The following is a 20162-nucleotide window of genomic DNA, read 5'->3' as shown; positions in this document are numbered from 1 at the left end:
CCGGATGGCGTCGGAGTCAATCGACGTCTCACCAGCTCGTTGACCGGTGGGACGCCGCCTATCCGACAGGATCGAGCCTTGGCCGATCAGCCCGTCGTCTTCCTCGGCTCGGAGGGGGATACTGCCGTCGTCGCACGCGACCTCAACGACTTCCTGTGGCTCCCGGCCGATGGCTACGGCCCGCTCGAAGCGACCCCTCATTCACTGTCTCTGAGCCGGGCTGGGGACCGCAAGCTCCGATGCGAAGGCTGCGCATGCCCGACCGTGCCTACGGTGCACCCGGTGTGTACGCCGATAAGTGCAGTGCTGCCGTGCGTTCAGCGTTCCGGCGGATGGGGCTGGGTAGGAAGGAGTAGAACGATGGGCCCGGCGTGGCGACCCGGACGGGGTTCTCGACGTCCGTCGGGATGGCGCTGGGTGAGTGCGTTCCGCGGCAGCACCTGGGCCTCTAGGGCCTACGTTCAACCGACGTTCCGGGAAGGGTCGTTCGGGGTACACCGGCATCACCGACGATCCTGGCCCGGGCCCACGGGGGAGAACGCAGTTGTCACGGGGGGAGACGCAGGTGCCCGCGAACAGACCCGCGACCGAAGAGCCGCGGTTAAGTGTCACCAGACCCCCGCGCCGACGCCTGCGCAGAATGCTGGCGTCGGCGCTGCCCGTCCCGGTCATCGGGCTGGTCCTGCTCGTGGCTTCCGGGGACCTGCTGTTGCCGCTGCGGCAGGTGGTCACCATAGAGGCCAAGATGGCCTCGAAGAGGGACTTCTTCCAGGACCCCGTGGTCGAGCGGCTGCTGATGAAGCACGGCTTCCGCGTGCACATCACCAACATGGGCTCGCGTGAGATCGCCAAGCAGGACTACGAGGGATACGACGTCGTCTTCCCCTCCGGCCAGCCGGCCTCCGACCTGATCAGCCGGGAGCGCGCCCGGGCGAACCGTCCGGTGCTGCTGTACCGTCCGTTCGTCAGCCCCATCGTGCTGGCCACCTACCGGGACTACGCCGAGGTGCTCACGGCGGAAGGCGTCGCGAAGCGCCTGCCGGGCTCGGGCGGCCGGCCGCTGTACTACACCCTCGACATGCGGCAGTTCCTCGATCTCGCGCGCGGCAAGAGGAAGGGCGTCCAGCGCGATCCCACGGACGGCTACCGCTGGGACGAGATCGACCGCAACGACCACGTCCGCAATGGCAACAAGATCCTTGCCCAGACCTCGGATATCTGCGAGGCCAACTCCGCCGGCACCTATCTCGGGCTCGTGGCCTTCGTCGAGCACGGGAACGACGCGCCGGACAGCGAGGCCGAGGCCGAGCAACTCGCCCGGAAGATCAAGCCGCTCCTCGTCGAACAGGGCCTGCCATCCTCCGAACGGGCCGAAACGTATCTGTCCCCCGACGGGCAGAGCATCGCCCCTGTCTCGGTGATCTACGAGCACCAGTTCCTCGCCCACCAGATCGGCTACAAAGCCGACAAGGACGCGACCGACGACGAGCGCGTTCTGCTCTACCCGTCCACACGCTTCGTCACCGAACCCCAGCTCGTAGCGCTGACCGGCGACGGCGCCCGGCTCGGTGAACTGGTCAGCGAGGACCGCGAACTCCAGCACCGCGCGATGGAGTTGGGCTTTCGGGCCCGCAACGCCACCAGCGGCGCGACGACCAGCGACGAGCTCACCCGATTCCTCACCGAGCGGAAGATCCCGGTGCCCACCACCTCCTCCGACGACACCCGGGCAGTCCTGCCCAGCCTGCCACTGCTGGAGAAGATGATCGAGATCGTCGGCGACTGCCCGGACCGGACGGGCAGCCGGTGAGGCGCGGTGCGGGCCTGCTGGCGCTCTGCCTGGCGCTCGTTACCACCTTGCTCACCGCCTGCTCGGGCGACGACGGCGACGAAACGGTCCGGCTGCGCGTGCTCGCCAGCCCCGAACTAGCCGTACTGACCCCGCTGCTGGCCGATCTGAAGGCCGAGACCGGCGTCGACCTGCGCCTGGACCACCGGGCCGACGCCGAGACGAAGACCCCGGACCGCGACAGGTACGACCTCGTGTGGCTGTCCTCCGACCGCTATCTGCGTCTCACCGACAAGAACGCGACCCGGGGGGTTCAGCGCACCCCCACCATGACGTCCCCCGTCATCATCGGCCTGAAGCCGGACGTGGCACGGAAGCTTCGCGCCCAAGTGCCCGGCGGCCGGCTCACCTGGGCGGACATCGCCGACGCCGCCGCCACCGGCACGGTCCGCTTCGGCATGGCCGACCCCCGGCACGCCGGCAGCGGGCTCGCCGCCCTCGTCGGCGTCGCCACCGCCGCGTCCGGCACCGGAGCCGCGCTACGCCCCGAGGACGTCTCCTGCGACCGGCTGCGCGGCTTCCGCTCCGGCCAGACCCTCACCGCCGACACCGGTCCCGCCCTCGTCGACTCCTACGCCGACCACCAGCACGAGACCAACGCCCTCATCACATACGAGTCCGACCTGCTCGCCCTCAACGCCACTGACCGCCTCGACGACCGCCTGGAAATCATCCGCCCCGAAGACGGCATGGTCCTGGCGGACTTCCCGCTGCTCCTGCTCAACCAGGACCACCGCACCGCGTACGACAAGGTCACGCAGTGGCTGCGGCGCGACTCGGTGCAGCGGCAGATCATGCAGCACACTCTGCGCCGCCCCGTGAACACGACGGTCACCCGGGAAGCGCGGCTGCGCGAGCCGGTCGGCAACGCGCTCTTCTACCCCGACCAACCCGCCGTCGTCAAAGCCCTGTTGGCGGACTACGGAGACCCCGACCGCCGCACCACGAGCCAGGTGGTCTTCCTGCTCGACTTCTCCGGCTCGATGCGCGGCGCCCGGATGGCCGCCCTGCGCGAGGCCTTCGCCGGACTCAGCGGCGCAGACCCCTCCGCCTTCGGCAAGTTCACCCGCTTCCACCGGGGCGAGCGGCTGACCGTCGTCCGGTTCGGTGGCCGAGTGTTGGAGGAGAAGACCGTCACCGTCACCGGCCCGAAGGACCTGACGGCCCTAGCCGACACCGTCGCCAGGGGCGGCTACGGCGATGCCACCGCCGTATGGTCCGCCCTCGACCGCGGCTACCGCACCGCCGCCCGCGAACTAACCGCCGACCCCGACCGCTCCGTCTCACTCGTCCTGATGACGGACGGCGAGAACAACACGGGCCTGTCCTATGCGGAGTTCGTACGCCGTCACAAGGCGCTCCCCGTCGCCGTGCGCACCGCCGTCCACACGTACCCGGTCCACTTCGGCGAGGCCGACGCAGGCGAACTGCGGCGCGCGGCGGCGCGGACGGGCGGACGGACAGTGGACGCCGCCGGCTCGTCCCTTTCCGAGGCTTTCAAGGAGATCCGTGGCTGTCACTGACGCACTGTGGTGGAGCCTTTGGTGGCCGTGGATGACGGTCTGGCTGGTGACGGCCGCCGGCGCGGTGGTGCTCGCGGTGATCCTGGTGCGCCATGCCCGAGAGCGGCGCAGGCACATGCGGCGCTGGCAGTCGGCGTACAGCATCTGCCTGTACCTCGACGAGCAGGCGGTGATGGACCTGTACGAGCTCGGCAACTACCGGTCCGCGCTGGAGGAGGCCGTCGAGCTGCGGACGAAGGTCGACACGAGTGTCGGCTTCTGGAGCCGGGTGCTGACGTGGCTGTTCCGCTTCCGGCTGAAGCGGGACGTCAGCCAGGAGACGTTCCGCAAGTTCGTGCGCAAGGACAAACCGATCAACGTGATCGGCGTGGTCATGGAGGCCTTCGACCGGGCCGACGCCATCGTCCACGCCGACCTGACCACACTGACCGTCGTCCCGAACCGGAACCTCGCCGACAACCTGGCCGACGGCCGTGCGGTGACTCTGAGCCGCATCGGCGAATTCGTCTCGGTCAAAGGCGCCTTCACCCGCGTGCCGGACGTGGCGGAGGGCTTTGAGCTGCGGGCCGAGTACGGCGAGGAGCAGCCCCCGGTGTACATGCGCGTCGTAGCCTCCGGGAACGCGCGCCGCTCGATCCCGGCCGGCACTTTCACGGCCCGCTGCCTCGGCAAGATGACCGGCTGGCGCGAGGACACCCGCGAGGTGACACTGGAGGCGATCGCGATCTTCTGGTAGCCGCCGACGCGCACCGGTAGTTGAGCTCGGGGAGCACGCACAGGGTGTGCGGGTCGGGCGCGAGGGCGAGCACGTCGGTCACCGACCCTTCTGCAGAGCCGTTTCGCTCTCAAGCCCTCAGTCACCCACCTGGGCCTGCCCACCTTCGGCGGTCGTTCAGTCGGGTGTCTCGGCCGGGTCGGCTGACTCGGAGTCGTCGTCCGGGGCGGACCGCTCGATGCCGTCGTTGGTCGCGGCCCAACTGGCCAGCAGGTTCAGGGCGTCATGCGAGGGGGACTCGGGCTCGGCGGTGTAGGTGAGGAGGAACTGGCTGGGGCCGTCTCCGAGTGGGAAGGTCTCGAAGGGCAGGTCGAGGTCGCCGACGACCGGGTGATGAAGGAGTTTCACGCCGGTGGTGTGCATCCGGACGTTGTGGGCCGCCCAGCGGCGCCGGAATTCCTCACTGCGGGTGGACAACTCCCCGATCAGGTCCGAAAGCCGCCGGTCGTAGAGATCGCGGCCGGCCTCGGCACGCAGCATGGCGACGGTGTCATTGGCGACTTCGTCCCAGTGGCGGAAGAACTCGGTCGCGTGCGGGCTGAGAAAGACGAACCGGGCGTTGTTCGGCGGCCGTACCGGGTCGGCGTAGACGGGGGAGAACAGGGCGCGCCCGAGGCGGTTGGCGGCCAGAATGTCCCCGCGGCCGCTGAGGACGAACGCGGGTGTGCCCGCCATCGAGTCGAGGACGCGCCGCACCGTTGGCCGGACGCGCTGCTGGGCGGGTCGACGGCGTGGCGCACGGGTCGTGCCCGCGCCGCGCAGAAGGTCGACCAGGTGGATTCGTTCGGCCTCGTCGAGCTGAAGTGCTTGCGCGATGCCTTCGATGACGCTCTCGGAGACGCCGGTGGCGTTGCCGCGCTCAAGCCGCGTGTAGTACTCGCTGGAGATGCCCGCGAGCAGGGCGACCTCCTCGCGGCGCAGCCCGGTGACCCGTCGGCGCTCTCCGCCGTACACGGGCAGTCCGGCCTGCTCAGGGGTGACCCTGGCCCGCCGCGTGCCGAGGAATTCACGGATCTCCGCGCGGAAATCATCACGGATGTCGCGATTACTGCCTTGTGGGTCGTTCCTGCCTGCCATGCGCTCCACTCTACGAGCGCTTCCGCCGGGTAGGGGGTCCCTGTGAGTGACCCCCTCATCAGGGACTCCCACACGCGTGTGACAGCGGGTTTTGTTGGTGGTGCACCGCCCACGGCGGTGTGAGGGGTCCGGACAGGGCGGCACTGCGCCGCCGGTCTCGAGCTCCCTCTGCGGCGCTGTCGGCGCTGCACGCATCAGCCCCGCACACACCAGGTGCCGGACCACGGCACCTGAAAGGAACCCCCCATGAGCAAGGTCATTCTCGTCACCGGTGCCGGACGCGGTCTGGGCACGGACATCGCCCGCGAGGCCCTGGTCGCCGGTCACCGGGTCGTCGCCACCGGCCGCCGCCCCGAAGAGGTCGAGAAGAACCTGGGCGGGCCGCAGGACAATTTGCTGGTCACCAAGCTCGACGTCACCAGCCTGGAGGACGCCGAGGCCGCCGCGCGGGCCGCCGTCGACCGCTTCGGCCGCATCGATGTCCTGATCAACAACGCCGGGAACCTCTTCACCGGCTACTTCGAGGAGATCTCGCCCGCGCAGATGCGCCGGCAGTTCGAGACGAACCTCTTCGGTCCGATGAACGTCACCCGCGCCGTCCTGCCCCTCATGCGTCGGCAGCGCACTGGCCACGTCATCACCATCACCTCGACCGCCGGCCTGGTCGGCATGGAATTCACCTCCGCCTACGCCGCCTCCAAGTTCGCGGAAGAGGGCTGGATGGAGTCCCTGCGCTACGACGTCGAGCCGTACAACATCCACACCACGGTCGTGGAGCCCGGCTACTTCCGCACCGAACTCCTCGTGGACGGCTCCACCGTTTGGCCCGAGCTGTCCGTCGACGACTACGCCCCGCGCACCGCCCTGAGGATCGAGGGCATGAAGAGCATGAACGGCAAGCAGCCCGGCCACCCCGCCAAGCTCGCCCGCGCCCTGCTCACCATCGCCGACCAGGACAAGCCCCTGCTGCGCTTCGTCGCCGGGGCGGACGCCATCGAGGCCGCCCGGGCCAAGGCGAAGGAACTCCTCGCCCAGGCCGAGGCCTCCCGCGAGCTGGGCGGCGCCCTCGACTACGACGACGCCCAGGCCTGAGCAGCACATCCCGCACCCCGGCCGAGATGAAAGAGGGCCGCCAGGTGCGATTCCGACAGCATGGAGAGAGGTAGCATGCCGCTCAAAGGTGAGTACGAGCCGAGCACGGCGCAGTTTGTACGTGACCAGGTGGAGCTGTACGAGAGTTCCGGTGGTACGCGAGGAACGACGCTGAGTGTCCTGGTCGCACGGGAAGAAGACGAGAGGCTACGGGACCTGCCCGTCGTCATCCTGACCACCCTGGGTGCGAAGAGCGGCAAGATCCGCAAGACCCCGGTGATGCGGGTGGAGCACGACGGTACCTACGCCGTGGTCGCCTCCATGGCAGGAGCCCCCAACCACCCGGTCTGGTACCACAACGTGGTGGCCGACCCGCGGGTCGAGCTGCAGGACGGCCCGGCGCGCCAGGACATGCTGGCACGCGAGGTGACCGGGGACGAGAAGGCCCTGTGGTGGGCTCGATCCGTCGAGGCGTTCCCGGACTACGCGGAGTACCAGAAGAAGACAGACCGCGAGATCCCGGTCCTCGTGCTGGAGCCGGCTGCCCAGGAGCACTGACGTGGCGCACTTCGAGGTCGCGTAGCGGCCACATCGGCTGGCGACGCGGTCGCGCTCACAGGCCATGCCCACCGACCGGGCAGGACGGCCACTACACAAGGAGTATCTGATGAAGCACGTATCACTGGGCGGGCTCGATGTCTCCCGCATCGGCCTCGGAGCCATGACCATGGCCGGCGTCTACACCACGGGCGGGGGGCTCGATGACGCCGAGTCCATTCGCACCATCCATCGGGCACTGGACCTCGGGGTCACCCACATCGACACCGCCGAGATCTACGGCCCCTTCCACAGCGAGGAACTCGTCGGCAAGGCCATCAAGGGCCGTCGCGACGACGTCGTTGTGGCGACGAAGTTCGGTCTCGTCTCCCACGCCGGCGACGGCCCCGGCGTCATCGACAGCAGCCCCGCCAACGTGAAGACCGCTGTCGAAGGCTCACTCATGCGCCTCGGCACCGACCACATCGACCTCTACTACCAGCACCGCGTCGACCCGAACACACCCATCGAGGAAACGGTCGGCGCGCTGGCCGAGTTGGTCGCCGAGGGCAAGGTGCGCCACATCGGACTCTCCGAAGCCGGGCCCGAGACGATCCGCCGGGCCCACGCCGTGCATCCGGTGGCCGCGCTGCAGACCGAATACTCCCTGTGGACCCGCGACGTGGAGGCCGAAATCCTCCCGCTGCTACGCGAGTTGGGCATCGGGTTCGTGCCCTACTCGCCGCTCGGCCACGGCCTGCTGACCGGGCAGATCCGCACCGTCGACGACTTCACCGACGACGACTGGCGCAAGACCAACCCGCGCTTCACCGGCGAGAACTTCCAGCGCAACCTGCGCATCGTCGACGAAGTGCGGGCCATCGGCGCCGAGATCGGAGCCACCCCGGCGCAGACCGCGCTGGCATGGCTGCTGACCCGCGGCGACGACATCGCCCCCATCCCCGGAACCCGCCGCGTCACCCGCGTCGAAGAGAACACCGCCGCCGACGGCGTCGAGCTCAGCGCCGCGCAGCTCGACCGCCTGAACAACCTCACACCAGCCGCGGGCGAGCGCCACGACGAGGCCAACATGGCCAGCATCGACCGCTGACCGCCGGCGCCTGCTGCGCCCGGCTCAGCGCGAGCTCCCGGACTTCGCGAAAGACGGAGTGACGCCCCGGCGAAGTTCCTGACCGTCATACCCGACCAGTGTTCTGGTACAACACCACCCCTCTGTTCAAGCAGTGGCAGGACAAGGTCTTCACCCTTGGCTGGGCCTTCACCATGGATGGCTCTGCCTCGCAGCTGGCCGGCAAGAAGGCCGTCGTCGCCGTCACAGCCGGCGTCCCCGCCGAGCACTACACCCCCGAAGGTGCCAACGAGGCCACCCTCGAGACCCTCCTCGGCAACTGGCACGCGACCCTGCGGCTGTGCCAGTTCGACATCCAGCCGATGGTCAAGCTGTACGGCACGGCTTTCGGCCTCTCCGACGAGGACCTGGCCACCGCCGCCAAGCAGTACAACGAACTGCTCGCCTCCTTCGCCGCCTGACCGCGCACTCACGACAACAGCCGCCCTCGTCGATCCCGACGCAGAGGTGCTCGGTCCCGCCGTAATGCCCGGCTGACTTCACGGCAGGCGGCTGCGACCGGCGACGGACCGTCGCGGCACCCCCTTTTCGCGCGGATGCGGGAGCCGTCCACACATGCACGCGAGCCGGGCGATCGCTCAGGCCGGGGCGGCAGCAGCGGTTCGATCAGTTTCCACTGTCGTCGTCCACCATCCACGGCCGAGTACTCGCCCGGCCATCAACGGCCGAGCCTGAGCGGCTTTCCGGCACGGACACAACCGGGTGGCTCGGTCGGCGGAGACGGTCTCATGCCCTAGTGACCTGAGTCGGAGATTCGTCGTTGGTTCGGTATGAGTCGTCCGGGTCCGAAGATTCCGCCGTTGTCGGCGACCGATGCCCAGCGGGCTGTGCTGGAGGGCTGGGTGCGTCGCCGTACGACGGCTCAGGCTCTGGCCCAGCGGTCGCGGATCGTGCTGGAGTGCGCGGACGGGCACTCGATCATGGAGGTGTCACGTCGGCTGCGGGTCACGCCGGACACGGTCCGCACCTGGCGGCGCGTTTCCTCGAACGGGGCCTGGACGGCCTGTCCGACGAGCTGCGGCCCGGCGTCCCCCGGAGGATCACCGACGCGGACGTCGAGCGGGTCATCGTCAAGACGCTGGAGGAGAAGCCGAAGAACGCGACCCACTGGTCGACCAGGTCGATGGCGGCGGCCACGGGTATGTCGCAGTCGGCGATCTCGCGGATCTGGCGGGCGTTCGCGCTGGCGCCGCACCGGTCGCAGACGTTCAAGCTGTCCACGGACCCGCTGTTCATCGACAAGGTCCGCGATGTCGTGGGCCTGTATCTCGACCCGCCGGAGAAGGCTCTGGTCCTCTGCGTGGACGAGAAGTCCCAGATCCAGGCTCTCGACCGGTCCCAGCCAGTGCTGCCGATGGTTCCCGGCGTTCCCGAACGCCGCAGCCACGACTACGTCCGCGCCGGCACCACCACCCTGTTCGCCGCTCTGGAAGTCGCCACCGGCAAGGTGATCGGCTCCCTTCACCGGCGCCACCGGGCCGTCGAGTTCAAGAAGTTCCTGGCCAAGCTCGACAAGGAAGTTCCCGCTGACCTCGATGTCCATCTGATCCTGGACAACTACGTCACCCACAAGACCCCCGCGATCAAGCAGTGGCTGCTGGCGCACCCGCGCTTCCATCTCCACTTCACGCCGACGAGTTCGTCCTGGCTGAACCTGGTGGAGCGGTGGTTCGCCGAGCTCACGCAGAAGAAGCTCAAGCGAGGCGTTCACCGCTCCGTCCAAGCCCTGGAACGCGACATCCGTAGCTGGCTCGCCGACTGGAACGAACACCCCAGGCCGTTCATCTGGACCAAGACCGCCGACGAGATCCTCGACAAAGTAGCCGCCTACTGCCGACGAATCTCCGACTCAGGTCACTAGGTCCATTTCGGTAGATCGGTGCCCCACTGGGTCGGTGCACGGTGCCAGCTCGCGGGTGCGCCGTCATAGTGGACCGGGGGCAGGGCATGACGGAGCAGACCGTAGGGCGATGTGGTCTCGGTGAGCCAGGAACCGGGGTCGTAGAGGTCGGCTTCGCCCTGTACGGGGGTGGGACGAATGTCGTGCAGCAGCCATGACGCCGTGCCTGCCAGAGAGAGGCGAAGGTGCCGCCCGCCGCCGGTGACCTGGCGGTCGCTCAGTGCACGTAGGACGGCGGCGGCGAGCAGATACCCGGTTCCGTGGTCCAGCGCCTGCGCGGGCAGTACACCGGGGCGGCCGTCGGCCGCGGCCTCGATCGCGGCGATACCGGTACCGGCTTGGACCAGGCTGTCGAAGCCGCGGCGCTCGGCCCAGGGGCCGGACCAGCCCCAAGCGGACAGTTGGGCGACGATCAGGTCGGGATGCCGGAACAGCAGCGCATCGGGGGCCAGCCCGTGCCGGTCCAGGGCACCGGGGCGGTAGCCGGTCACCACGACGTCCGCCTGGCTGAGCAGGCACTCGAAGTCATGCCGGTCGCCGGGGCTGGTGAGGTCCAGCAGCGTGGAACGTTTGCCTACGCCGGTGTCGGCGTGGGCATCGGCGTCCTCGGGGAGCTGGGGGGCGTCCACGCGCAGCACGTCGGCGCCCAGCAGCGCCAGCGTGCGGGTGCCGACGGGTCCGGCGATGACGCGGGTCAGGTCCAGGACCCGCACCCCCTGGGCCGGCATGGATGCGGGCGCTAGCCGTCGGGGGGTGCCCCGGACTGCGCGGCACGTCTCGATCAGAGCGGGTACAGGCGCAGCGGGTGCGGAAGCCACAGCCACGGCCAGGCCGCCTGCCGCGTAGACGGTCTCCTGGACCTCCCGGGCAGGACGCGACGCCAGCTCCCTCGAAAGCACGCCCGCCAGTGCCTGGTCCTGGCCCGTGTCCGCGATACCCAGGGCGCTGAGCAGCCGGGCACGGTGGTGCGGGTAGTTGGCGTGCGTGCGTACCCATCCGTCGGCTGTCTGCCAGAACCCGGACAGCGGGGCGAAGGACGTCGGAGTCCGGCCGTCGATCCGCAGGTGGCGTTCACTGACGAACGCGGTGGCCACGGCAGCCTCGTTGACCCGCACCGCGGGCACCGGCACGCGGTTGCGCAGCGCCAGCAGTTCCGCTGCCGCCAGCGAGGACACTCCCACGCTGGCCCGCGCCAGTTCCCTTACCGGCAGACGCGATGGCAGGACAGCACCCGCCCCCTCAAAGGTCACGCCCTGAACCAGTTGGCCCTGGCCCTCCAGGGCCGTCCAGGCGTGCATGGTGGCCGCATCCTCGGTGTCCGTCATCGGCTCATTGTGCGACACAACCTGGGGAGCGGTGTGGCGGGTTGGCAACCCATCGCCTTCTGGCCTCCGGGACCGAACCAGCCGCCGGGCGGCATCGAGGGGACGTCCTCGACAAGCACGTTCGTTTGACCTGCCGCACTAGCCAGCTCTTCTTGCTTCCGGGTACGGGGTCGCCACCTGGGCGGGCCTGGAAGAGGAGCGTTCACGGTGGGGGAGCTGCTCGCCCTGGCCGCCGAAGCCGCGGGCGGACAGCACCACCATCTGGTCGCGGTCCAACCGCCGGTGAGCCTGGAGACGATGACGCTGATCACGCAGGTCCTGCACGGCGCCGGTCCACTCCCGGCCGCCGCCGGCTTGGGCCAGCGGGTGATCGCCTCACACCCCTGCACGGCCGAGAGCTCCCCAGCATGGTCGACCAAGAGCTCGCCGACCTCATCCGGCAGGGCATCACCCCCGCACAAGCGTGCATCCTCACCGTCGCGTCATGCCCAGGAGTGCCAAGGCTTTTCTCGCCGCCCTCCAGTACGCCACGCTGGAAGGAGGCGGTCGGCGTCGTCGCCCAACCTGTCCTGGCCGCCGCCCAGTTGTGGGAGATCACTGATGTACTCGCCTCTCCTGCCCCGGCCACCGAACAGCGCCTGCGCGCCCACAACTCCTCCGCTGCGAAGGCCTGGACGCTCAGCACGCCTTCGGCGACCTCGGCGGACATCGGCCCGCGCTTCTGTGCGGCACAACGCCGTCGCCTACCGCGCCCAGCTGTCGTTCCGCGTCGACCGGCGCGTCCTGTCCGACGATCCGATCCTCCAGCACGACCCTTTACTGCCTGACTCATGGTGGGCCGACCTCGCCGAGGTGCTGGAGAAGGTAGTCGGCGGCCGGCACCGACCGCGTCGCCGTACGACCGCAGTACACGGACCGGGCGATCCCCGAGTTCGTCGGCATCCCGGCCCCGGGCCGCGCCTTGCTGGACCACCGCACACGGCGAACTTGCACGGGGCGAACCTCACCGCCAGTCAGGCGATCGCCCCTGCGGATCCTGGACTGGGAGGGCTGGGCCCGCCCCCTGGGGTTCGACGCCGCCACGCTCTACGCCTACACTCTGCGCCAGCCGAACGTCGCCGCCCGGCGTCAGGCACGCTTTCCCCGTCCTGGGCAGCCCGGCCGGCCTCGCCGCCGAAGCGACCGTGCGCGCCCAGCTGCTCCAGACTGTGGCCCGGGGAGACAACCTCGTCCTCGAAGCCCCCTCCGGGACTGGACTAGAGGACCATTCGGGCAGTCCGAGACAACGGCCCTGCACAGGTCGAGTAGCCCGGACCGGGCATCTACTGGTGAGCCCTGACACCGGTTGTCGATCGGAGGTGTCACCGCGCGGCCCCGCGCAGGGCCACCGTCCCGTCCTCTGGGCGGAGCACCGTGCCGCTCTTCCCTCGCAGAACCAGCGAAGCCGTCGTCGCCATCTCCGCCCCCCCCGGTTGCGGAGGGCACCTCCTAGAGGACCCGTGGTTCAGGTGCCGCACAACGCGACCCGGCCCGGGCCCCGCTCCTCGAGAGGACCAGGCCCGGGCCGGGCGGTGTGGCTGTGCGTCAGGACGTGGGCGTCAGACCCGGGTGAGGCGGACCGCCACCGTCTCGCTGACCGTTACCGGCTGGTCGTAGTCCGGGTCCGTCGCCGTCGCGCGACCCTCGACCTCGACGTCCCCCTTCTGGAAGGGGACCGAGCCGGTGGGTACGGCTGTACCGGTCCAGGCGACCGGGGCGCCCGGCGTGCAGGACACCGACGTGGAGTAGGAACCGCGAATGAGGTCCCGCTTCTTCACCTGCGTGACGTCGCCCGCCACGGTCACCTGCACCGGCTTGTTGCAGCTCACCGTGCCGTGGAAGGTGGCCTTGCCGTTGAGGGAGCTCGCGGTGCCGTCCAGGGCGATGTCGAGGCCCAGGCCGAGTTCGGCCGGCGGGGCCGGGTTCTCGATGTGGACCTCGCCGCGCGCGGCCGGGGTGCCTCCCTCGCAGTGCTGCACGAAGGTGGCGTCGAGCTTTTTCACGTAGCCCTGGGGGCCGAACTCCACTGCGGAGATGGTGAAGGTGCCGGTGAGCTTGTTGCAGCCGCGGCCGTTGCCGCTGAGCGACAGGCCCGGTTCGGTCCCGTCGTTGAACGGGTAGCGGGTGGCCCCCGTGTAGGTCCCGGGCGTCAGGGTTTTGCCCGACGGCGCCGCCAGGTTCAGGGTCCACCAGTCGCCGTTCGCTCCGTCGACGGAGACGGTGACCACCCTGTTGTTGGTGTTGCCGGAGACGTTCATGCGGTCCTGGGACCCCGTCGCGTAGGCGTAGGACTGGCCGCCGCTGATGTAGTCGTCCTCGTCGCCGCTAAAGCTGAAGGAGCCCTCGGTGACCGGCAGGGCGTGTGCTTCGGCGGAGAGCAGCCCGGTGGTGCCGGTGGCCATGGCCAGCGCCATCGCGAGGGTGGCGGTGGCCCGGGCGAGGACGCGTCTGGGCAGGCTGAGGTTCATGGATGTTCCCCCTGGTGAGATGACGTAAGCCCGTCCGCCGACGTGATGCTTCCGCGTGTATGTTCGCACCCTTGTCCGCGTGTTTCCGTCGGCGCGGCGAGTCTGTCAACCAGAAGGATGTGCGACAACTGTGTTTCAGGTGTGATGAGTTGATGTTTCAGCCAACACCAGGTGTCAGCGTCGTAAGGCGGACAGGCGTGGCCTCCGTGCCAGCGTGCACGCTTCGACCGGGTGGTGTGGGTGCCGCTGCGGGACGGCCGAGCGTTCGGCGTGGAGTTCCGCGACCCGGCCGCCTTCGCCAAGGTTTTCGGCGCCTTCGCGGTCGAGCCACTCCCGACGGATCGTGTGACGAGTACGCGCCCGCAAGCACGTACCAAGCAGGCCCCATGTTCCGTCGGCCATCGGCTTGGTGTAGAGCTGCGCGCACTCTTTTCCGGAGCCGACCTCCGCTCAGGTGACGAGGAAGTCCAGCCTCGGGCTGCCGGGGTGGGAGGGGAGCCTTTCCTGTATGCCAGTAGTAGGCGCCGGCCGCCGGGTGCAGGTTGGTGTCGACCGTCCCGGCGGGTTTGAAGGGTCTGGGCGTGCGCGTTGCCGCGACGCGCCGACTCCCGAAGATACTGCCAGGAGATGTCGCCCAACTGCCGCTCGAAGTCCTAGGGGAGTGGAATCCATGGCCAACTTCTTGAAATCCTTTGCGCCGCAGTTCAGAGTCGAGGTCTACCAGAATGAGCATCTGCCGCCGGGCGGCCGGGAGGTCAATGCCATCGTCACGGTCACGGCGACCGGCGGCGGCATCGGCGGTTTCGTGACCGAACCGCACCTGGACGGCACCGCGTCGGACCAAGGCGCGGCGGTGGTGGTCCTGGTCGACTGTTCCGGGTCCATGGATTATCCGCCGACCAAAATGCGTGAAGTCATGGAGGCGACGGCCGCCGCGATCGACGCGTTGCGCGACGGCGTGCACTTCGCGGTCGTGGGCGGTACGCACCAGGCCACGGAGATCTATCCGGCTGGTGGCAACCTCGCCTTCGCCGACGCCCGCTCCCGGGCAGAGGCCAAACAGGCGCTGCGCAAGATCTCCGTTGGCGGTGGCACCGCGATCAGTACCTGGTTACGGCTCGCCGACCGGCTGCTGCACTCCGCAGACGTGGGGATCCGGCACGCGATCCTGCTCACCGACGGACGGAACGAGCACGAGTCGCCCGAGGACCTGCAGGCCGCGCTGGATGCCTGCTCAGGCCGGTTCACCTGCGACGCGCGCGGGGTGGGTACGGACTGGGAGGTGAAGGAGGTCACGGGCATCGCCTCGGCGCTGCTGGGCAGCGCGGACATCGTCGCCGACCCGGCCGGTCTGGTGGACGACTTCACGCGGTTGATGAAGAAGGCGATGGGCAAGAAGGTCGCCGACGTCGCGCTGCGGCTGTGGACCCCCGTAGGCGTCGAGACCTCGTTCGTGAGGCAGGTCGCCCCCACCGTCGAGGAGTTGACCAACCGGGGTGTATCGGCGGGACCGCGCGCCGATGACTATCCGACGGGCTCCTGGGGTGATGAGTCCCGCGACTACCACATCTCCGTCCGCGTCCCAGAGGCGGGCATCGGCCAGGAGATGCTCGCTGCCCGCATCTCACTGGTCGCACAGCAGGACGACGGCAGGGCTCACACGCTCGGCCAAGGCCTGGTCCGCGCGGTGTGGACCGATGACATGGCGGCGGTCACCTCGATCAATCCGCTGGTCGCCCACTACACGGGACAGGTGGAACTGGCTGAGGCCATTCAGGAGGGCCTCGACGCCCGCAGGGCGGGTGACGACGAGGGGGCAGCGGTCAAACTGGGCCGCGCGGTTCGGCTCGCCGGCGCTTTGGGGAACGACGAGACCACGAGACTGCTCGCCAGGGTGGTGGACGTCGTAGATGCCCCCACCGGCCGTGTGCGACTGAAGACAGAGGTCGCCGACGCTGACGAGATGACCCTGGCGACACGGTCGACCAAGACGGTCCGTGCGGTCGGGCGCCCGGGTGTGGTGGGGACCGAGGGCACCACGAGAGCGCTTCGCCCTGGGGGCAACGGCCCGCACCGGCCGCAGCACAGTGGCGGTGGCGCGCACGGCCGAGAGCCGAGGCTACTGGAAGCGGAGTTGGTTGAGCAGGCGCCTCCCGGGCGGGAGGTGCCCCTGCACGTGCGGGTCACCCGGGGAACTGGTGGCCCTGGCGTGGCACTTCGGAGCTTTCGCATCCCGGCTGGGGGAGCGCGACTTCTGATCACCGTGCACGCGCCCGGCCTGCTGGCCCTGGGAGACCTGCAGCAAGAGCTGACCGTTCCTCCCGGCCAGGACTCGCACTGGCTGCAATTCGGCCTGCGGACCATGACACCCGGACTGCACACCGTTACCGTGCGGGCCTTCCACAAAGGCACCTTCCTCGGCGAACTGCGCTCCCAGGTCTCCGTACAGCCCGACACACCGGCCAGGGACGGCCCACCGCGCACCGCACCGCTCACCACGCTCGCGTTCGATCCGGGCGAGGTGACCTTGCAGGTCCTCAAAGGCCCGGACGGTGCCTACAGTTTCCAGCTCCTCAGCGAAACCACCTACGCCCCCGAGTCCTTCCGCCTAGTGGCAGGCGGTTCCCACGGTGCGAGGGAACGGATCTACGACGAGCTTCGGCGTACGGCGGCCGCGGCCGGGCAGGGTGGAGGCAGAGATCATCGTCAGGCCCGGCGGCGGCTGATCAACCTCGGCGTACAGCTGTGGGCCACGGCGGTGCCCGACGCCGTGCGTCAGCAGTTCTGGGAGGAGATCGGGCACGTCACCGCTCTGACCGTGCTCGGTGAGCACGACGTCGTGCCCTGGGAGCTGCTGTATCCCCTGGACGGCCAGAGGGAGGGCGACGGATTCCTCGCTGAGTGGCTGCCCGTGGTGCGCCGGGTCTTCGGGCAGGACCGGGTACGCGAACTGTCCCTGTCTCGCGCCGCTTTTGTGGTGCCGCCTGGCTCGCCGCCCGAAGCAGAGCGTGAAGTGGTCGCGCTTCGGGCGAGACTGGGTGACGTGGTGACCGACGGCGGTACCCTGACCCATGGCGCCGCCGTGAGCGATCTCATCGACGAGGGACTCGACGGGTTGCTGCACTTCGCCTGCCACAACTCGTTCACGAGTGCCGGCTCTCACGTCACGATGGCGGATGGCCCGTTCGATCCGATCGATCTCGCCTACGCCACCCACTCCGGAGCCCTGCGTACCACCCACCCGCTGGTCTTCTTCAACGCCTGTCGCAGCGCCGGCCAGATCGACTGGTTTTCGACCGGCCTGGGCTGGGCGCCGCAGTTTCTGCAGGCGGGCGCAGGGGCGTTCGTCGGCACGTTGTGGCCGGTACGGTCCGACTCCGCGCTGCTCTTCGCCGAATCGTTCTACGAGTGTCTGGTCGCCGAGGGCCAGAGTCTGGGGCAGGCTTCCCTGAACGCACGGCGAGCGATCCGCGACCAAAGCGGGGATCCCACCTGGCTGGCGTACGCCGTGTACGGCAGCCCCGCGGCGTGTGCCGCCATACGTTAGAGCCCACTGGTAGACCCGGACAGGAGTGGCATGGACGAGCCGGTCTTCGTCATCCACGGCGTCGGCAACCGTGACCCGCAGGCATTCATCACTACCGTGGCGGCCCTGCAGGCTGCCGCGGGGACAACCCTGGTACCGGTCTACTGGGGTGACCTCGGCGCGGATGACCGTTTCATCGACCTTGCACTGCCTTCCCGCTCCGCCGGGCTGCGTGATACTCCCGAGACTGCTGACGCACCGTCCGGGCTGCTGCTGGCCACCCTGCTAGGCGAAGCGGTAGAGCCCGCGCCAGGAGACCTGCCGATGCCCCTGCGGGACGCGATCCGCCAAAGCTTGGACCCATCGCAGAACAGCGGACTGCGTGATGGCCGCGACAGTCCGGACGCGGACCAGGTGCTTGCAGCGCTCGCCGAGGAATGGCCGACGACCCAGTGGCTGTCACGTTCCGATGACCCGTCACTTCTCAGCGAGACCGGAAGGGCCATCGCCCGCGCGGTCACCTACACGCAGGAGACGGATGATTCCTGGGCCGGGCTTCGTGGCGCAGCGCCCGCTGACGGCACCCTCCGCTCGCTGATCCGGCGTCGGCTCGCGGACCTGGACCGCGTCGCAGGCGCGGCAATGAAGGCGGTCGCCGGCAGGATGAACCACAGCTTGCGACACCACTTCGGACCAGGCGCCACAAGGTTCCTGGGCGACGTACTCGTCTATCAACGCCATCGCGAGCAGATCCACGCCCGGGTATGGGAACAAGTAGCCGCCGTCGACCCCGAACTGGGTCGTACCCCGGGCCGCCCCGTACGGCTGGTCGCACACAGTCTCGGCGGAGTGATCGCTGTCGACATGGCCACGGCGCAGGAGCCGCTGTGGACTTCGTCGCTGCTCACCTTCGGCTCTCAATCCGCGTACTTCCACCTGTGTGACCCCCGTGGAGGCCAACTTTCCCCCTACGTCGGCCACGAACCGGTCAGTCTGCCGAACTCGCTGGCCCGCTGGACCAACCTCTGGCAACCACTCGACGTACTCGCCTTCGCCGCCTCCCGTGTCTTCCGTCTTGCCGACGGAACATCACCGGTCGACCTGGCGCTGCCTCACGCCGCCACCGCAGGCCTATGGACCCATGCCGCGTATTGGGGCCTGCCGGAACTCGCCTCCGCGATCAGCGAAGCAATGCAGCCACCGGCATCATGACCCCGGGATGATCTGGCCGTGAACTGCTTCGAGCGGCAAGGGAATGCGTCAGATTCCGCTGGTGTCCACTGTGGCCTTAAGGCGCTTGAGTCTCCAGCGGCTGTAAGGTCCAGAATCTCACCCATGGACGACGAACGCCCCGCTGTGCTCACGATCGGCCAGCTCGCGCACCGCACCGGACTTCCGGTGCGAACCTTGCGTTTCTGGTCGGACGAGGGGGCGGTGCCGCCTGTGGCTCGTTCCGCGAGCGGCTACCGGCTGTACGACGCGGGGTCCGTGGCCCGCGTCGAGCTGGTCCGCACTCTTCGGGAGCTGGGCCTCGGGCTCGACGAAGTGTGCCGGGTGCTGAGCGGTCGGACCACGGTCGCTGAGGTCGCCGACGCGCATGTGGCCGCGCTCGACGCGCAGATCCGCTCGCTCAAGGTGAGCCGGGCCGTCCTGTCCACCGTGGCGAAACGGGATTCGACCGCTGAGGAGACAGCATTGATGAACCGGTTGGCGCGGCTTTCCGCCGCCGAACGCAAGCAGATCATCGACGAGTTCAAGGAAGAGGTGTTCGGCGGTCTCGATGTCGAGCCGCGCGTGCGTGACCGCCTACGCAGTTTCAGCATCGAATTGCCTGACGATGCGACCCCCGAGCAGGTAGACGCCTGGATCGAACTGGCCGAACTGGTGCGGGACCCAGGGTTTCGCGCCCGGTTGCGCACGTGGATGGAGCTCAACACGCCCGCACCGGGGCAGGGGCATCCTCCCGGGGCGTCCATCTGGTGGGCCAGGCACGTCGTGCAAACCGTCGCGGAGGTCAGAAGACGTGGGGTCGCTCCCGAGGGGCCGGTAGCGGCCGAGGTGCTGGCCGAGCTGTTCGGCGACGTCGATCGGGCCGCCGTGCTGCGCAGCCTGGAGGCCGGCATCGAGGCAGGGGCGGAGCGCTACCGCAGACTCGTCGCCCGTCTGCGCGGGCAGGACTCGTCGTCCGACGCGACCGAGGAGCTGGAGTGGCTTGCGCGGGCCCTGCGCGCCGCAGATCAGGCCAGACCGGCCGTACGGTGATCGCTCAGCATCCCTGTGTTTCACCCGAGCCTACCGAGGCATCGGCCTGCCGCGCACCGGTGGATCCGTGGGTTCGAGCTGACGGAGCTTGGGTTTCCTGAACCCACCGGGATCCAGCGGGTCGAGAAACAACCGTGCCGGGTTGCGCGGCAAGAGTCGGTCGACGCGTGCGCTCAGCTGTTTGCCGTTATCTCGCTGCACGAAGGTCCCACCCGGTCGCGGGGGTCGCCGGCGCAGTGCAGAGACCTACCAGTCGTGAGGCGCAGACTTGGTTACGGCTGGCTGCCTGGCCGCGGCCGCGCTGACTGCGTCCGTCTGGGCAGGCACCGTCCCCGCGCACGGTGCCGCTCAGGCCGCAGACGAGACGCTGCCGCTGCGTGCGGCGATCGCCCGGCTGCCGGTGGTGGTGGAGGACCGCACCGGCTACGACCGCGTCCGCGAGTTCGGAGCCGGCTGGATCGTCGCCGACCGCGACGGCTGCAACACCCGCATGGAGGTGCTGCTCGCCGAAGCGGTGGTGCCGCCGGCGAAGACCGGCCGGTGCACCGTGTCCGGGCCGCTGGTACTCCTGGTACGACGACACCTGGACTGACGGCCGCGCGGCCTCGACATCGATCAGAACTGCAGAGACGGCCGCCG

Annotated in this window: 14 protein-coding genes and 3 pseudogenes; 14 read left to right on the top strand and 3 right to left on the bottom strand. The window is 69.1% G+C overall.

The annotated features are described in order from the left end of the window. Nucleotides 1–78: 78 nt before the first annotated feature. From OG542_RS01095 to OG542_RS01080, 4 genes and pseudogenes are all read left to right on the top strand, one after another. Nucleotides 79–192 (top strand): annotated as a pseudogene (locus OG542_RS01095) (SMI1/KNR4 family protein); the annotation flags it as partial. Between the two features lie 448 nt (nt 193–640). Then, a complete protein-coding gene (locus OG542_RS01090; RefSeq protein WP_328407350.1) occupies nt 641–1810 on the top strand; it encodes a hypothetical protein in 1170 nt (389 codons plus the stop codon). Next, a complete protein-coding gene (locus OG542_RS01085; protein WP_328407348.1) occupies nt 1807–3372 on the top strand; it encodes a vWA domain-containing protein in 1566 nt (521 codons plus the stop codon). Before OG542_RS01090 ends, OG542_RS01085 begins: the two co-directional genes overlap by 4 nt. Further along, complete coding sequence (locus tag OG542_RS01080; RefSeq protein WP_328407346.1) at nt 3359–4108, top strand: hypothetical protein; 750 nt, start codon at nt 3359–3361, stop codon at nt 4106–4108. Before OG542_RS01085 ends, OG542_RS01080 begins: the two co-directional genes overlap by 14 nt. 156 nt (nt 4109–4264) lie before the next feature. On the opposite strand, the gene OG542_RS01075 is transcribed toward OG542_RS01080, so the two are convergent. Continuing rightward, on the bottom strand, nt 4265–5224 hold the full coding sequence (locus tag OG542_RS01075; RefSeq protein WP_328407344.1) for a helix-turn-helix domain-containing protein: 960 nt from the start codon (nt 5222–5224) through the stop codon (nt 4265–4267). Nucleotides 5225–5470: 246 nt separating this feature from the next. Between OG542_RS01075 and OG542_RS01070 the strand changes: the two genes are divergently transcribed. The 5 genes and pseudogenes from OG542_RS01070 (at nt 5471) to OG542_RS01050 (ending at nt 9864) form a co-directional block, all read left to right on the top strand. Then, nucleotides 5471–6316 carry an SDR family oxidoreductase gene (locus OG542_RS01070; RefSeq protein ID WP_328407342.1) on the top strand — a complete coding sequence of 282 codons (846 nt, stop codon included), beginning with the start codon at nt 5471–5473 and terminating at the stop codon, nt 6314–6316. Between the two features lie 75 nt (nt 6317–6391). Next, nucleotides 6392–6874: a nitroreductase family deazaflavin-dependent oxidoreductase gene (locus tag OG542_RS01065; RefSeq protein WP_328407340.1), complete on the top strand. Its 483-nt coding sequence runs from the start codon at nt 6392–6394 to the stop codon at nt 6872–6874. A 109-nt stretch (nt 6875–6983) separates the two neighbouring features. Next, entirely contained in the window at nt 6984–7964 is a 981-nt protein-coding gene (locus OG542_RS01060) for an aldo/keto reductase (RefSeq protein ID WP_328407338.1), read from the top strand. A 98-nt stretch (nt 7965–8062) separates the two neighbouring features. Continuing rightward, nucleotides 8063–8404, top strand: a complete 342-nt coding sequence (locus tag OG542_RS01055; RefSeq protein WP_328407336.1) for an NAD(P)H-dependent oxidoreductase — start codon at nt 8063–8065, stop codon at nt 8402–8404. A gap of 369 nt (nt 8405–8773) precedes the next feature. Further along, a pseudogene (locus tag OG542_RS01050) lies at nt 8774–9864 on the top strand (IS630 family transposase). Here OG542_RS01050 and OG542_RS01045 read toward each other — a convergent pair. Both OG542_RS01045 and OG542_RS01040 read right to left on the bottom strand, forming a co-directional pair. After that, a complete protein-coding gene (locus OG542_RS01045) occupies nt 9861–11078 on the bottom strand; it encodes a CoA transferase (RefSeq protein WP_328417699.1) in 1218 nt (405 codons plus the stop codon). The pseudogene OG542_RS01050 and the gene OG542_RS01045 overlap by 4 nt on opposite strands. A 1748-nt stretch (nt 11079–12826) precedes the next feature. After that, nucleotides 12827–13735, bottom strand: a complete 909-nt coding sequence (locus OG542_RS01040; RefSeq protein ID WP_328407332.1) for a hypothetical protein — start codon at nt 13733–13735, stop codon at nt 12827–12829. Between the two features lie 670 nt (nt 13736–14405). Between OG542_RS01040 and OG542_RS01035 the strand changes: the two are divergent. From OG542_RS01035 to OG542_RS01015, 5 genes and pseudogenes are all read left to right on the top strand, one after another. Beyond that, a pseudogene (locus tag OG542_RS01035) lies at nt 14406–15734 on the top strand (VWA domain-containing protein); the annotation flags it as partial. Between the two features lie 363 nt (nt 15735–16097). Then, complete coding sequence (locus tag OG542_RS01030) at nt 16098–17282, top strand: CHAT domain-containing protein (RefSeq protein ID WP_328417697.1); 1185 nt, start codon at nt 16098–16100, stop codon at nt 17280–17282. 30 nt (nt 17283–17312) lie between these two features. Beyond that, entirely contained in the window at nt 17313–18473 is a 1161-nt protein-coding gene (locus tag OG542_RS01025) for a hypothetical protein (RefSeq protein WP_328407330.1), read from the top strand. A 123-nt stretch (nt 18474–18596) separates the two neighbouring features. Then, nucleotides 18597–19523, top strand: a complete 927-nt coding sequence (locus tag OG542_RS01020; RefSeq protein WP_328407328.1) for a helix-turn-helix domain-containing protein — start codon at nt 18597–18599, stop codon at nt 19521–19523. Between the two features lie 268 nt (nt 19524–19791). Next, on the top strand, nt 19792–20115 hold the full coding sequence (locus tag OG542_RS01015) for a hypothetical protein (RefSeq protein WP_328407326.1): 324 nt from the start codon (nt 19792–19794) through the stop codon (nt 20113–20115). Nucleotides 20116–20162 lie beyond the last annotated feature (47 nt).

It is taken from the genome of Streptomyces violaceus, from assembly GCF_036014075.1.
Classification (GTDB): Bacteria; Actinomycetota; Actinomycetes; order Streptomycetales; family Streptomycetaceae; genus Streptomyces; species Streptomyces violaceus.
Note: the sequence above shows the minus strand (reverse complement) of the source record. Positions and strands in the feature narration are given on the sequence as shown.

Excerpts from the sequence above, each read along its gene's own strand:
- OG542_RS01090 (WP_328407350.1), top strand. The coding sequence starts at position 641 with ATGCTGGCGTCGGCGCTGCCCGTCCCGGTCATCGGGCTGGTCCTGCTC.
- OG542_RS01075 (WP_328407344.1), bottom strand. The coding sequence starts at position 5,224 with ATGGCAGGCAGGAACGACCCACAAGGCAGTAATCGCGACATCCGTGAT.
- OG542_RS01070 (WP_328407342.1), top strand. The coding sequence starts at position 5,471 with ATGAGCAAGGTCATTCTCGTCACCGGTGCCGGACGCGGTCTGGGCACG.
- OG542_RS01065 (WP_328407340.1), top strand. The coding sequence starts at position 6,392 with ATGCCGCTCAAAGGTGAGTACGAGCCGAGCACGGCGCAGTTTGTACGT.
- OG542_RS01060 (WP_328407338.1), top strand. The coding sequence starts at position 6,984 with ATGAAGCACGTATCACTGGGCGGGCTCGATGTCTCCCGCATCGGCCTC.
- OG542_RS01040 (WP_328407332.1), bottom strand. The coding sequence starts at position 13,735 with ATGAACCTCAGCCTGCCCAGACGCGTCCTCGCCCGGGCCACCGCCACC.
- OG542_RS01030 (WP_328417697.1), top strand. The coding sequence starts at position 16,098 with ATGACACCCGGACTGCACACCGTTACCGTGCGGGCCTTCCACAAAGGC.
- OG542_RS01025 (WP_328407330.1), top strand. The coding sequence starts at position 17,313 with ATGGACGAGCCGGTCTTCGTCATCCACGGCGTCGGCAACCGTGACCCG.
- OG542_RS01020 (WP_328407328.1), top strand. The coding sequence starts at position 18,597 with ATGGACGACGAACGCCCCGCTGTGCTCACGATCGGCCAGCTCGCGCAC.